This is a genomic window from Vibrio sp. SALL6 (assembly GCF_002002385.1).
GTDB lineage: Bacteria > Pseudomonadota > Gammaproteobacteria > Enterobacterales > Vibrionaceae > Vibrio > Vibrio parahaemolyticus.
Map to the genome: position 1 here is coordinate 162,674 of NZ_MQVK01000028.1, position 13,722 is coordinate 176,395.

The 13,722-nt window shown below is 43.7% G+C and carries 12 protein-coding genes; 5 read left to right on the plus strand and 7 right to left on the minus strand.

The window, feature by feature from the left end:
- Positions 1-762: 762 nt before the first annotated feature.
- From BIW15_RS19000 to BIW15_RS19030, 7 genes are all read right to left on the minus strand, one after another.
- Positions 763-2,103, minus strand: coding sequence for an HlyD family type I secretion periplasmic adaptor subunit (locus BIW15_RS19000; protein ID WP_025535021.1), 1,341 nt, complete (start codon positions 2,101-2,103; stop codon positions 763-765).
- On the minus strand, positions 2,078-3,796 hold the full coding sequence (locus tag BIW15_RS19005) for a type I secretion system permease/ATPase (RefSeq protein ID WP_179115308.1): 1,719 nt from the start codon (positions 3,794-3,796) through the stop codon (positions 2,078-2,080). Before BIW15_RS19005 ends, BIW15_RS19000 begins: the two co-directional genes overlap by 26 nt.
- Positions 3,797-3,857: 61 nt before the next feature.
- Positions 3,858-4,448 carry a calcium-binding protein gene (locus BIW15_RS19010; protein WP_021450607.1) on the minus strand — a complete coding sequence of 197 codons (591 nt, stop codon included), beginning with the start codon at positions 4,446-4,448 and terminating at the stop codon, positions 3,858-3,860.
- Between the two features lie 207 nt (positions 4,449-4,655).
- Positions 4,656-5,312, minus strand: coding sequence for a cyclic-di-GMP-binding transcriptional regulator CpsQ (cpsQ, locus tag BIW15_RS19015; RefSeq protein WP_031792346.1), 657 nt, complete (start codon positions 5,310-5,312; stop codon positions 4,656-4,658).
- Positions 5,313-5,540: 228 nt separating this feature from the next.
- Entirely contained in the window at positions 5,541-6,212 is a 672-nt protein-coding gene (locus BIW15_RS19020) for a LuxR C-terminal-related transcriptional regulator (RefSeq protein WP_077281458.1), read from the minus strand.
- A gap of 267 nt (positions 6,213-6,479) precedes the next feature.
- Positions 6,480-6,680, minus strand: coding sequence for a chromosome segregation ATPase (locus BIW15_RS19025; RefSeq protein WP_005462979.1), 201 nt, complete (start codon positions 6,678-6,680; stop codon positions 6,480-6,482).
- Positions 6,681-6,736: 56 nt separating this feature from the next.
- On the minus strand, positions 6,737-8,653 hold the full coding sequence (locus BIW15_RS19030) for a methyl-accepting chemotaxis protein (protein ID WP_005478023.1): 1,917 nt from the start codon (positions 8,651-8,653) through the stop codon (positions 6,737-6,739).
- Positions 8,654-8,968: 315 nt separating this feature from the next.
- Between BIW15_RS19030 and BIW15_RS19035 the strand changes: the two genes are divergently transcribed.
- From BIW15_RS19035 to BIW15_RS19055, 5 genes are all read left to right on the plus strand, one after another.
- The gene (locus tag BIW15_RS19035) at positions 8,969-9,925 is read left to right on the plus strand and encodes a MoxR family ATPase (RefSeq protein ID WP_025610832.1); all 957 of its coding nucleotides are present in this window, start codon (positions 8,969-8,971) and stop codon (positions 9,923-9,925) included.
- Positions 9,926-9,939: 14 nt separating this feature from the next.
- On the plus strand, positions 9,940-10,866 hold the full coding sequence (locus tag BIW15_RS19040; RefSeq protein ID WP_005485246.1) for a DUF58 domain-containing protein: 927 nt from the start codon (positions 9,940-9,942) through the stop codon (positions 10,864-10,866).
- 37 nt (positions 10,867-10,903) lie between these two features.
- Positions 10,904-11,380 carry a DUF4381 domain-containing protein gene (locus tag BIW15_RS19045; protein ID WP_005462967.1) on the plus strand — a complete coding sequence of 159 codons (477 nt, stop codon included), beginning with the start codon at positions 10,904-10,906 and terminating at the stop codon, positions 11,378-11,380.
- On the plus strand, positions 11,373-12,377 hold the full coding sequence (locus BIW15_RS19050; RefSeq protein WP_025507330.1) for a VWA domain-containing protein: 1,005 nt from the start codon (positions 11,373-11,375) through the stop codon (positions 12,375-12,377). Before BIW15_RS19045 ends, BIW15_RS19050 begins: the two co-directional genes overlap by 8 nt.
- A partial coding sequence (locus BIW15_RS19055) for a VWA domain-containing protein (RefSeq protein ID WP_077281459.1) occupies positions 12,370-13,722 on the plus strand: 1,353 nt, incomplete at its 3' end. The genes BIW15_RS19050 and BIW15_RS19055, both read left to right, overlap by 8 nt.

The following is a 13,722-nucleotide window of genomic DNA, read 5'->3' on the forward strand; positions in this document are numbered from 1 at the left end:
TTTAATAACCATAAATAGGTAGATATATAATCTTATGATTGCACATCCAATAATTTATAACGTTCGAAAACCATAGGATTTGGCAATATCTTTAGATTTAAAACATGAATTAGTAGATAGGTGAAAGGTAACTGATTATGATATTTAAATTTATATGAAACGACGGTTATCAGAATTATCTGACAACAACTTCAAACTAGTAACACAGCGTTGTAGATGAAAACAATGATGACTACTAGATAAGTCATCATTTTATCAAACTAAGCCTCAATATAAATTATTTATTAAAAATCAACAAGATAAAACAAAAAAATAAGAAGCAAGAAGCAAACCGTAATCCACTCCATTTAATAGACATTATTTTCAAAAAACATTAGGAATGATTCGACGCATTATGATTTATAGCGAAACTTAACCATTCTCGATCGCAAAAATTGATATATAGGAAAGAAAATTACCGATCTTAAGTAATACAAAACCTACAAAGCAGGATAATTCCTACAAATAACCAAGAAAATATCATTCGTTTTCGATTTGGATTGTTAATCCCCTAAAAAATACCGATAAAAACAAACTGACAAATCAAAACATCAGAGTGTTGATAATTAAAACTGTCACTCGAAAACCATCGGTAGATTGGTTCAATCTTAGCAACATATATCCGATTCAAGTACGCTATTTGAAAAAGAAAAATGCCCCGCTAGATCTATATCCAGCGAGGCATGTAATTGGCGAGAATACGCTTCTTCGAAGACAGAATACCTATTCTTCTCGAAATGCTCGGTTCATGCTTTCTGTCAGTGGCTTAATCAAATAACTCAGCGGTGTTCGAGGCTCAGACAAAATGAGTACTTCGGCGTTCATTCCGGATGTCAAACGGTACTTGGCAACATCATCTTGAGAAATTGAGATTCGCGCTAGGTAATAGTCATCTTGGTTTTCTTGTGACAATTTATCCGCAGAAACAGTCAGCACCGTGCCATCGAGAGGAGCCAATGTTCGTGCATTCAGAGCGGTTAATCGCACATGCGCTTGTTGTCCTGGATTGATCAAGTCAATGTCTTGCGGATTGACTCTTGCTTCAACAAGCAACTTATCATCTTGAGGCACTAACTCTAACAACGTTTGTCCTGAACCAATAACCCCCTTTTCAGTGAACACTTGCATGTTCACTACGCGGCCTGAGATTGGCGCATTGATTGAAGTTCTAGCCACCACATCTTGAGCAGATCGATACTCTTCACGAATGGCAACGACTTCTTTTTTGGTATTCCGCAACTCTTCGACGATTTCATTCAATCTTTCGAGCTTTAACTCTTCTATCTTGGCTTGGTTCTCGTCTAACCTTTTCCCAACGGTTAAAGATTGCCGATCAAGCTGACTTAGAGTACTGCGAACCTCTGCGGCAAGCCGTTTGAGTTGCAACAAAGTGGATTTGCCAGAAAACCCTTTCTGGACCAAAGCTTGGTTGCTTGCAATTTCTTCTTCAATAAAGTTGAGGCGCTCTCTTTCGATGACTTTGGTTTGCTTAAGATTTTCGAGCTCTAAGCTCGCACCAGAAATACTTTGTTCAATAATACTAAGCTTGCTCTCAAAAAAACGCTTTCTGGCAGTAAAGATCTTGTTTTGCACTAACTGGGCTTCTTTAACGATGTTTACACGAGGAATCACTTCTAGATCACCAGACCACGAGATATCCGCTAATTCATCCAATTCGGCACTCAGCCGGTTTTCCTTCGCTAGCGTGTGAATGTACTGACCACTAACTGCATCTAACTTGGCCATTGGCTGACGTTGCGATAATTGAACAAGCGGCTGGCCTTTCTTTACCAAATCACCCTCTTGAACATACAGTTTTTCAATGATACCGCCTTCTAAATGCTGTATCTCTTGCCGCTTGGTTAGAACAGACAAATCTCCATAAGCGATAGCAGCACTCTCTAACTTTGCGGTAGCCGCCCAATATCCTAAACCGCCGAGGAAAAAGCTTAACGTTGCAACTCCGAGCAAAATTGGCTTTTTGAAACTCAAGTTAGCATCTGAACTGAAACGGTACACTTTCTCCGCAGGAAGTTCGTTAACGACTGGCTGCTGATTGCTCATTTTTCACCCTTGGAATATCCGTTCTGTCCTCACCCATTAAACGCTTCAACACTTCATCTCGAGCACCATAAAGTTTGGCGCGGCCATCAGCTAAATACAGCAATCGATCCATTTGCCTCAATGTGCTTGGATTATGGGCGATAACCACAATGGTTGAGCCCTGAGATTTTAGATAAGCGATAAGACGCTGATACGCAGCCTCACCTTCTCCGTCTAGATTGGCGTTTGCTTCATCAAAGACGACGATAGAAGGATCACCATAGACAGCTCGTGCTAGCGCAATCCTTTGTCGTTCACCACCCGACAGTCCACGACCATTTTCGCCAGTAACGAAGTCATAACCTTTGTTCTTTTTGAGGATTAATTCGTGACAACCCGCTAATTGTGCAGCTTTGATCACCTTCGCTGGATCTTCTTGTTTAAAACGCGCGATGTTCTCACGAATGGTTCCTGGAAATAGCTCCACCTCTTGGGCCAAATAGCCAACGTGAACACCTCGATCTTCAGATGCCCAAGTCGACACTTCCATGCCATCTAAAGTCACCTTTCCAGCTAAAGGCCGAATGTTACCAAGCAATAAGCGAGCAAATGTCGATTTGCCAGTGCCAGAAGGGCCAATTACTCCGACGGACACGCCCGGCGGGATTGATAATGTGATAGAAGACAGCACTGGCTCAGTCGCACCCGGGTGACGGTAAGTGAGCCCGGTTAACTCATAATGGCCTTTCGGTTTAGGTAACGGCATCTCAGATTCGTCTTGACGAACAATCGCATCAATCTCCTTTAACCGTTTATAAGCCGTTCGCGCAGACATCGCGCTGCGCCATGTTCCTATCGCTTGCTCCATCGGCGATAATGCCCTGCTCATCAGAATAGAGCTCGCGATCATCGCACCCGCCGTGATTTCATGCTGAATAACCAACCATGCGCCACCGCCGAGTAAAAATATTTGCAAAGAGCCACGAACAAATTTAGAAAAGTTAGCCATATAAATCGATTTTCCGGCAACTCGCTCTTCAAGCACACTGACACTCTGTACTCGCGATTGCCACTGTTCCAAAAATGCGTTCATCATCCCCATGGCTAAAATAGAGTTGGCGTTTTGTGTCGCTAACTCTGCACTACTAATATGAGAAATGGCCCTAACTTCACTTTCTTGCATCGTCTTTCTCGTCATCAACTCGTTGATCAAACCTAAGCTAAACAGAACGACAGAACCAAGCAACGCAATGTGCCCAAGCAAAGGATGGAGTAGATAGACGAACAAAATAAACAGCGGTGTCCAGGGAGCGTCTAACAAAGGATAAGGGGCTTGGCTGCTCAAAAAGCTTTTTATGGTTTGAATATCTCGAAGAACCTGAGAGGTGTAACTCTTTCCAGTATGCGATTGATACTGAATGCTTCGTTTAAGCATGAACACTGAAAGTTTCGCGTCCATCCAAAATCCGAACGATTTACTCATTTGTGCACGAGCAATATCGATAATAGACATAGTAAACAAAGCCGCCAACACGATGAAGGTAAGAAGCAACAAGGTGTCAGTCGAATAAGATGAGATGACTCGGTTGTACACTTGCAACATATAAAGTGGGATAGCAAGTACGAGTAAATTAATGAAGAGACTAAAACCGATCAGCAAACCTGCAAGCGTGCATAGTTTTTGTCTGACTTCTTTGAAAACTGTTTTCTGCACGATTACTTCCACTTTAATCGAATGATGTAGGCGCTAGATGACTAGCGCCTTAAACTAGATTTTAAATAACAAATAAATCGGCACCGTAGGTGTTAATATCTGTTTCAGTAACACCAATCAGCTTAACGGTTAAATCTGCGCCGTCAGTAAATACTGCATTGCCAGCCGCATCGTAGCTGAAAGTTAAATCGCCGAACTCTGTCACAGTGTCACTAATGATGTGAAGCGAGTCTTCACCGATAGTGAAATCCACTACCTTCGCTTCACCATGACCACCAAACTTGTCAGTGAACACAAACTTGTCGCTGTCACTGCCACCAACTAAAACGTTATCACCTGAACCTGCGACAAGGATATCTTCCCCGACGCCGCCGTTCAGTTTATTGTCGCCGAGAAGACCTAGTAGCAAGTCATTTCCCGTACCTCCGCCAAGATAATCATTTCCCGTACCAGCTCTCAGGACGTCGTCACCAGCACCACCGGTTAGACGATCATTGCCCGCGCCGCCAATGATGTAGTCATCACCGCCGCCACCAACAAACGAATCATTACCGCCATAACCGATAAACAGATCATCACCGCCATCGAAATCAGCGATATCGTTGTTTGCGCCTGCATCGCCTAAATACGTGTCATTGTCACTTGTGCTCATTTTTATTCCCTCTTGGCTTATTTATTGAATAGACCTTTTATTCCACGTCTGATGAGATTCGTTCCAGACATGAGAAGTCTAATAGCCAATCCGATAGGAATAAGTTTGAATATGGGATGATATTTTTGACTGACCTTATTATTATAAAAATAAAACTTAGTACTTTATCTATTATTTTCTTTTTATTACATGTAGTTATTCCTAGTACTAGAGGTTTCTTTTCGCCCAACTTGTGGCTTGCGTCCTATTTTTTACTTCTAACTTTCTAAAAATATTGTATAGATGCGATTTAATCGTATGTTCGCTGATAAATAGTGAATCAGCTATTTCCATATTTGAACCGCCTTCTTTCAACATTTTCAGAACTTGTATTTCACGCCGTGTCAGTTCTACTTCAATCGCAGGCTCTACAACGTTATTCGATTCTTTTCCTTTGTAATAATTTACCAATTGATCCAGCAATTTTCTTGATAGCCAATTATCTCCTTTAATAATGGCACTTAACCCTTGGCACACTTTCTCCATTGAATCCCCTGGGCCAAATATACCTTTTACATGAGGCCAAGATGCAAGTTCTTCAGTATCTAAGTCGTAACCCAGATTAAGCATGATTGTACCTAGCACTTTGCGGCTATCCTTCAAGTAAACTAAAGTGTCAGATGGCGTATCAACTGAGAAATCAACCAATAAAAAATAACGTTCAGGGATGAGTTCATGGTAGCTAGGGTTTTTAGCATCGATGATCGTTATCTTTGTTCCTGTATTTCTAGAAAGCATTTCCTTAAAGTTTTCACTCTGTAAACTTTGTTGAGTGAGCATTAGGATTTCAGGCTTTTCCGTGTACTGTTCCATAATGTTTCTCATACTTTCATTAACTTAACATTATTAAATTCGTAGTTAATCGTCAGCACTCAAGTTCATATCTAAGTGCTAGACAACAGAGTAAAGTTATTTGCTACTTTTTTGAATTATTAATTTATTAAAAATAGAAACAAAAAAAGTGTTTCTCATAAAAGAAACACTTTTAACATGATCTATTTTTGACTAAATATGAGTATGCACTAAATTAGTCAGACATCGATTTTTATAAAATCAAACAACTGCTATAGATTGTTCTGATATATTTTCTTTCGCCCAAATCAGCGCTTGCACTCTGTTTTTTACATCAATCTTTTTAAAAATATTGTGAAGATGCGTTTTAACCGTATTTTCGCTTACAAATAACTGCTCAGCTATTTGTTGATTAGAGGCCCCCATAGATAAAAACGTAATGATCTGTTGTTCCCGTTTGGTCAATATTGCCGGAACGTTCTTATTAATTGGCCTGCTATGACGACGCAGGTGAGTAATGTACTGCTGTGCGAATTTACGACTGAACCACATATCGCCTTGGAGCACCTTGTCAATGCCCGTTTGTAAGGTTTGTATATCGTCTGAGGTATAGAAAATGCCGGCAAGTGAACGCCAGACAAAGAGCTCATCCGTTGAGATAGATTTGTCGCAGTTGATGAGGATTTCAAGCGTTCCAGTTAAATTGGGGGTTTTAAATTCCATATAACGAGCAAACACTTCATCTGTGATAACGCTGTAATCTAGGACAATCGCTGATATAGGTCGATTTCTAACAAATGGGCTAGCAAGATTTTCGGGAGTGATCAGTAGAACGTTAATACCGAGCTTCGTTTCCAAAACATCCTTTAAGAGAGATGACTGTAGGCTGCCCTCCGTAATTAAGATGACATTCCTTGTAGTTTGATGCTCCATCCTGCTCGCATTCCTTTAGTAGTTTAGATTGAAATATGCAATAGAGTAGATAGAGCGGGAGCATTGTCAAGTATGAAAATCCCTAGTACTAATTAGTAAACTATTGAAGTGTCAATAATTTTTAAGTCACAACATGATGTAGGGAGAAATGGTAGAGAAAAGCTATCCGATTAGAAAATGATGAGTAGAAGTCGTGCTTGTGACTTAGTAAATTGAAGGAATGATGAATTTTACAAATGAAAAAAGGGAGTAAACACTCCCTTTTTATTAATGAACCGGAACAGAATTTTTCTGATTAAACTTGCCGAAGTATTGCTCCAAAATTTCTGGCGTTAACTTACCTTCTGCTTCTAGCTTTTTAAGCTCAGCCGCAATGGCTTTTTGCTCTTCTAGCGAAGGCAGCTTTACTTCTGGCTCCTCTGCAGCTTCTTGAGAAATCTGCGCTAGTTCTTTTTCGAAGTCGTTCATAGTACTTACCTAAATATAGTCATTAAACTGTTCAACTTCGTCTATTCTATCCAACTCTAGAGTTTGAAGCTACCAACCATCTTATCTAGGCGAGATGAAAGCTCTTGAAGATCGCGGCTTGCGCCAGCCAACTCTTCCGCCGTTGCAGTTGTCATCTCGTTGATTGCGTTGATTTCTTCAATATTCTGATTGATCGTATGAACCACGGTAGATTGCTCTTCCGTTGCCGTCGCAACTTGCGTGTTTCGATCGGAGATATCCGTAATGCGCTCAGAGATATTCACCAGCACTTCTACTGCTTCATCCGTCGAAGCCACACCCTCAAATGTGACCGCTTTGCCAGCTTCCATCGCGCTTACTGCATCCTGAGCATCACTTTGAAGCTGGTTGATCATACGTTGAATCTCTTCCGTTGAATCGGCAGTGCGCGACGCTAGGTTACGAACTTCATCTGCAACTACCGCAAAGCCTCGACCTTGCTCACCTGCGCGTGCCGCTTCAATCGCTGCGTTCAATGCCAACAAGTTTGTTTGCTCAGAGATATCGCGGATTACACCTAGGATAGAGCCGATGTCTTTCGTTGTAGAAGCAAGCTGTGTCACAACAATGTTCGTCGTTTCCACATCGTCAGCAAGACGGCTGATCACTTCTTTCGCTTTCATCACAACTTCACGACCCGTCTGAGTATTATCAGACGCTTGGTTTGCAGTATCGGCTGCCGTCGCTGCGTTAGACGCAATTTCACTGATCGTCGCACCCATTTGGTTGATCGCTGCAACCACTTGAATCGTCTGGTCACGTTGCTCTTGGCTATTATCGTACGTTGACGTTGCTTTGCTCGACACGCTGTCTGCCGCTTGACTCAGTGCACCGCTCGTCAAAGATACCTCTTTCATAGTTGCGTGGATTTTCTCAATAAATCCGTTGAAACCTTTAGAAAGTTGCGCGATTTCATCATTGCCACGAATTTCAATACGCTGTGATAAATCACCTTCGCCTTGGCCAAGATCGGTAAAGCGATCTGCAATCAAACGAATTGGCTTAGTGATACTGTTTGCAAGCAATACGCCCATCAAAATGAACACCAACGCCACTACAATGGTTGTGATCATCATTTTTTGGCCAGTTGCATTGAGGTCAGCAAACACTTCGTCAACAGGCACGACGCCAATAACAAACCAGTTCATTGATGGCACATACAAACTCGCGATGAAATTGTCCTTACCTTCAAACTCGACATTAATTAGGTTGAAGCTGTTTTTGTTCAGCAGTTGATTCGCGTTGCTGCCAAAAAGCTGCGCAATCGACGTTTTGTTTTTGCCTTGTTGACGATGAATTTGAATGTCACCTTTTTCATTCGTTAAGAACACGTAACCTGTGTCCTCAATTTGGAAGCTGTTTAGAAGTGACACCATGTCATCCATCGACTTAGATAGACCCGACATCGAGATACCGTTTAAGTCTTGGTAGTTAGTGAACATTTTCACTTCACCATTAGCTTCTTGGAAAACACTCACTGATGTTTCGCGACCCGAAGAGGTGAAACCAAAGAACCACGCGTCTTGCGAATGGTTTAGCTGACGCAAGAAACCATTTTGGTTCCAGTAGTACGCCGTTTTACGGTTTGCGACCGATGCGTCATTCAATCCATACTGAGATTTGATGTTGTTTAGCTGCTGAACAAGCTGCGTTTCAGAAAACTGTGGGTGATCAGTATTTTTTAGCGCTTCGACAACAAATTCGTTTGTTGCTAGTTGCTTCGCCGCTTGCTGCATTTGCACAACTTCGCGGTCAATTTCAGTATTAATTTGTTGCAGCATGGCTGGCAACTCAATATCAATCAGGCGGTGACTTAACACGTCTCTCGCATGGCGTTGAGCCATCACACCAACGATAATGGTTGATGCAAGAACAGCAAAAGTAATACCAAGTACAACCTTTTGTTTGATACTCAGAGAATGAAGTTTCAACATATTCGGACCTTTTAAAAGAATCACTTGTTATTGGCATCCTAGATAGTGGCTATCAGGTGCATATCTCTGTGACATACACAGCATGGAACCTATATCGACCTGAGCGAACAAAACTAGAGGTATTTCTCACTATCTTATGCAAAATAAATGTAACACCCTGTCATTCAAGCACTTTCAGCGTTTTTCTTCGCTTGCAATCCTTTTCTTTGCCCCAATATTGAAAAGATAAATTTCGAGAGCGAACAGGAACTTTTTCCTGATTGGCAATGACCAATACTCAAAACGAAAATCAAATGGATATCGAGAGTCCAAAGCATGCATAAATCAAACTTCGAAACTCTTCAGCACTATTTAGAGTCTCAGATCATTGGCCAGCATGATCTGGTTAAACAACTGTTGATCGCCCTTCTTGCTGACGGGCATATTTTGGTTGAGGGTCCTCCGGGACTTGCTAAAACTCGCGCCGTAAAATCACTGTCTGATTGCGTAGAAGGCGACTTCCATCGCATTCAGTTCACCCCAGATTTGCTGCCTGCCGATTTAACCGGTACGGATATTTTCCGCCCAGAAACTGGCGAGTTCACATTCCAATCTGGGCCGATTTTCAATTCACTCATTCTTGCTGATGAAATCAACCGTGCGCCAGCCAAAGTGCAAGCCGCAATGCTTGAAGCGATGGCAGAAAAGCAAGTGACCGCAGGTCGCCACACCTACGCGCTGCCTGAGCTATTCTTGGTCATGGCGACGCAAAACCCGATAGAACAGGAAGGTACTTACCCTCTTCCAGAAGCTCAGCTCGATCGCTTTTTGCTTCACTTAGAAGTGGATTACCCAGATGCAGAACATGAATTAGCGATCTTGCGGATCAATCGTGGTGAAGCGAAAGGTGAATGCTCTATTGAACGCCCGAGCTTGAGTCAGCAAGACATCTTCACCGCGCGCCAAGAAGTACTCGACATCCACATGGCAGAAACCATTGAGCAATACATTGTGCGTTTGGTGATGGCAACACGCCAAGCAAGCGAATACGACAGTGAGTTGGATAAATGGCTAGCAATGGGTGTCAGTCCGCGTGCAACCATCGCCCTTGACCGATGCGCTCGTGCTCATGCTTGGTTAGCAGGTCGTGATTTTGTCTCTCCTGAAGATGTCCAAGCAATGGCGTACCCAGTGTTACGTCACCGATTATTGCTCAGCTACCACGCTCAAGCAGAAGGCGTAACGGCAAATCAAGTCATCGATAAGTTGCTAAGCTTGGTTGGCAGCGCATAAAGCGGGTGAGTGACATGTCTGCAAACCATCCATTACCGCCTCATGCGAATGGGGTGACATTAACACTGGAAGAACTGCTTCAATATCGCACGCAGTCGGTACGTTGGTTGCCACCGGCACAAAGCATTTGGTCGCAGATGAGCGGCAACCATACGAGCCGACAAAAAGGTCGTGGTATGGACTTTATGGAAGTGCGCCAGTATCAAGCCGGAGATGACATTCGCAGCATCGACTGGCGAGTCACAGCGCGCACCGGAAAAGCGCACACTAAATTGTTTGCGGAAGACAAAGAACAAGCGGTGATTTTGTATCTCGACCTCAGCTCAAGCCTTCACTTTGGCTCAAAGTACGTATTGAAGTCCGTACAACTCGCTCATTTCGCCAGTGTTCTTATTTGGCTCACATTAGCCAAAAAGGATCGTATTGGCGCGGTGATTGATGATGGACATCAATGCTTAGAATTTCGCCCTTCCTCTTTGCAAAAACAGGGGCTACGGATTCTCAATGCTATCGTTGATACCCATAACGCGCAGTTGACTCAAGATCCAAATCATGAGACTCGCACAATGCCATATTCGCAAGTTTTAGAAACACTCCACACACTCACGCCAAAAGGCAGTGAACTGATTCTACTCAGTGACTTTGCACATGTAGAAGAAAGAGAGCTAACGCAACTGCGTCGCCTTAAACAACACAACAGCGTGAGAGCCATTCAGTTTTACGACCCATTGGAAAGAGGAGAGACCGACTTTCGTGGCCAAGCAAAAGCCTCTGATGGTCGTCGTAGCCAATGGTTCAACTTCGGCTCAACAGGACAAAGAAAAGCGCTCGAAACACACTTTACTCAACACCAAGAATCCATCAAACAACAGTGTCATTCGATGGCTATTCCATTTAACACACTATCAAGTGGTTGGCCTTTGATTCAGCAATTAAGCTAACAGGCCTTACAAAGCAGTTTTCAATAAAGCAGTAATAATGACAACAAACAACCAAAGCCTAAACCTTGAACCTTTGATTTTGCCGAACGCTCCGGATTGGTTCCCACTTGCGTGGGGATGGTGGGCAATGCTTGCGGCGATCGTTCTTTTTGTTTTAGGTGTATATTTGTATGCAAAATGGCGTAAAAAGCGCTTACTTGCCAAAAAAACGGCATTAAAGCTTTTGACTCAATCAGTCACACCTCATACGCCTTCCTCTGCTCTGGAAATTCTGCGTCAAGCCGCATTGAGTTACTTCCCACGTGAAGACATCGCCCCGTTAACTGGAATGGCATGGTATGAATTTCTCGACAGTCATACCAAAGAGACTCGATTCGTAGACAAACAACAACAGTGGCAAGCCGCGTTATATCAAAAGTCGCCTCAAGAGCAACATCAAGATTTGATCGACGATTGTGCCTTTTGGATAACTCACGCTTTGCCACCGAAGAAAAAGGCAAACACCCGTGACTGAGCAAACACTCATGACAGACCTTTCCCAATGGTTAAACATTGAATTTGTCTGGTGGTGGGCACTTTTTTTGTTGCCCTTACCTCTGCTGATTTACAAGCTTCTTCCTGAAGAAACTCGACAAGCAGAAATCAAACTGGCGTATTTGCCAGAAAGCAAAAACAGCCGTAAACCTAAACAATGGCTACAAAAATCGTTAGCTGTAGGCGTTTGGACATTATTGGTCGTCGCTTGTGCGAGACCAGTTTGGTTTGGTGAACCTATCGAGTTTCAACCTAAGTACCGAGACTTAATGCTGGTGGTTGACCTTTCAGGTTCCATGCAAAAAGAGGACATGAACTTAGATGGCGAGTACATCGACCGACTCTCTGCCGTGAAAAAAGTGCTATCAGATTTTGTCGCGAAGCGAAAAGGTGATCGGCTTGGAGTAGTTCTATTTGGTGACCACGCGTACTTACAAACGCCACTGACGGCTGACCGACAAACCGTTATCCAACAAATCAAGCAAACCGTAATTGGCCTAGTTGGTCAACGAACCGCAATTGGCGATGGTATCGGCTTAGGAACAAAAACCTTTGTCGATAGCGATGCGCCCCAGCGCGTGATGATTTTGCTCAGTGACGGCAGTAACACCGCTGGTGTGTTAGATCCAATCGAAGCGGCTGAGATTGCGAAGAAATACAATGCCACTATTTATACCGTCGGCGTAGGTGCTGGCGAAATGATGGTGAAAGACTTTTTTATGACTCGTAAGGTCGACACCGCAGCCGACCTTGATGAACAAACGCTCACGAAGATTGCAGAAATGACTGGCGGGCAGTACTTCCGTGCGCGAGATGCCGAACAACTTGAAAAGATCTACGACACAATCAACAAACTGGAACCTGTATCAAGCGACACCCAAACTTGGCGGCCTCAGTCCGAATGGTTCCCATACCCATTGAGTGCAGCTTTAGTGCTTTCTATGTTGTTGTTCCTGCTAAGGAGAAAACATGGCTGAGTTTACTTTCCTTAACCCATATTGGTTACTGGGACTGATAGCAATCCCCTTCGTACTCCTGATTAATCAAAAATTTAGAGCGAAAAAATCCGCGCTGATTGCCCCGCACCTCGCCAAAATGCTTGGGAAGACCACCCAGTCCAAACCTTATTTTACGATTTGGGGCTTGGCTTGGGCGATTGCCTGCGTAGCGCTCGCTGGGCCGAGCTGGCAATCAAATACACGTCCAAGCTTCGAGCTAAGCCAAAATCGCATGCTAGTGCTAGATATGTCTCGCTCGATGTACGCCAGCGACATCAAACCCAATCGCCTTACTCAAACACGTTACAAAGCGTTGGACTTGTTGCCGAAGTGGAAAGAGGGGGCGACTGGATTGATCGCCTATGCAGGCGATGCTTACAGCTTGAGTCCGCTAACGACGGATGCTAGTACGCTAGCAGGTATCATCGAGAACTTGTCGCCAGAGCTGATGCCATTCCAAGGCTCGAACCTCCCTGCTGCGATCGAATTGGCGTTAAGTCAATTTTCACAAGCAGGTGCAAACCAAGGAGACATTGTGGTTCTTGCCGATGATCTTGATGATTCAGAATTGGCACGCTCTCTGAATTTAGTTAAAGGTAAAAACATACGAGTCTCGGTTCTTGCAATCGGCACGGCAAACGGCGCACCGATTGCCCTACCCGACGGCTCGCTTCTTAAGACCACGCAAGGCTCGACCGTTGTTGCCAAAACACACCTGAAAAACCTACAAACGCTAGCCAACAAGACGGGCGGTATGTTTGTTCCTATTCAGCACAACAACCGAGACGTGGATAGCATCGCAGCGTACACGAATAATACTGGGAACAACTTGGCAGCAAAACAGAGCCTAGAAGTCAAAACCGATTCACGTTTGAATGGTGGATTTTGGCTATTGCCTCTACTGCTACTGCCTACCGTTTTCCTGTTCCGCCGTGGTGTAATTTGGGTATTTGTCGCTGCGCTGCTTCCAATAACTTGGACACCAGACGCACAAGCCAACCCGTTCTTAAATGCCGATCAGAAAGCGGCTAATCTCTATAAACAGGGAGAATATGAACAAGCCAAAAACCTGTTCACTGACCCAAGTTGGCAAGGCGCGGCAAGTTACCAAACTGGCGATTACGAAGCGGCCATTAAAGCGTTTTCAAATGACCCATCACAAATCGGCCGCTATAACCTAGCGAACTCGTTAGCGCAAAATGGTCAGTTAGAAGACGCTGCTGAGCAATACAAAAAGCTGCTTAAAGAAAATCCTGATTTTGAAGCAGCGAAGAAAAACCTGTCGGTTGTGGAGGAGAAACTGAAACAGCAACAGCAACAGCAA

Coding starts and splice junctions, on each gene's coding strand:
- BIW15_RS19000 (WP_025535021.1), bottom strand. CDS start 2,103: ATGAGCAATCAGCAGCCAGTCGTTAACGAACTTCCTGCGGAGAAAGTG.
- BIW15_RS19010 (WP_021450607.1), bottom strand. CDS start 4,448: ATGAGCACAAGTGACAATGACACGTATTTAGGCGATGCAGGCGCAAAC.
- cpsQ (WP_031792346.1), bottom strand. CDS start 5,312: ATGAGAAACATTATGGAACAGTACACGGAAAAGCCTGAAATCCTAATG.
- BIW15_RS19020 (WP_077281458.1), bottom strand. CDS start 6,212: ATGGAGCATCAAACTACAAGGAATGTCATCTTAATTACGGAGGGCAGC.
- BIW15_RS19025 (WP_005462979.1), bottom strand. CDS start 6,680: ATGAACGACTTCGAAAAAGAACTAGCGCAGATTTCTCAAGAAGCTGCA.
- BIW15_RS19030 (WP_005478023.1), bottom strand. CDS start 8,653: ATGTTGAAACTTCATTCTCTGAGTATCAAACAAAAGGTTGTACTTGGT.
- BIW15_RS19035 (WP_025610832.1), top strand. CDS start 8,969: ATGCATAAATCAAACTTCGAAACTCTTCAGCACTATTTAGAGTCTCAG.
- BIW15_RS19040 (WP_005485246.1), top strand. CDS start 9,940: ATGTCTGCAAACCATCCATTACCGCCTCATGCGAATGGGGTGACATTA.
- BIW15_RS19045 (WP_005462967.1), top strand. CDS start 10,904: ATGACAACAAACAACCAAAGCCTAAACCTTGAACCTTTGATTTTGCCG.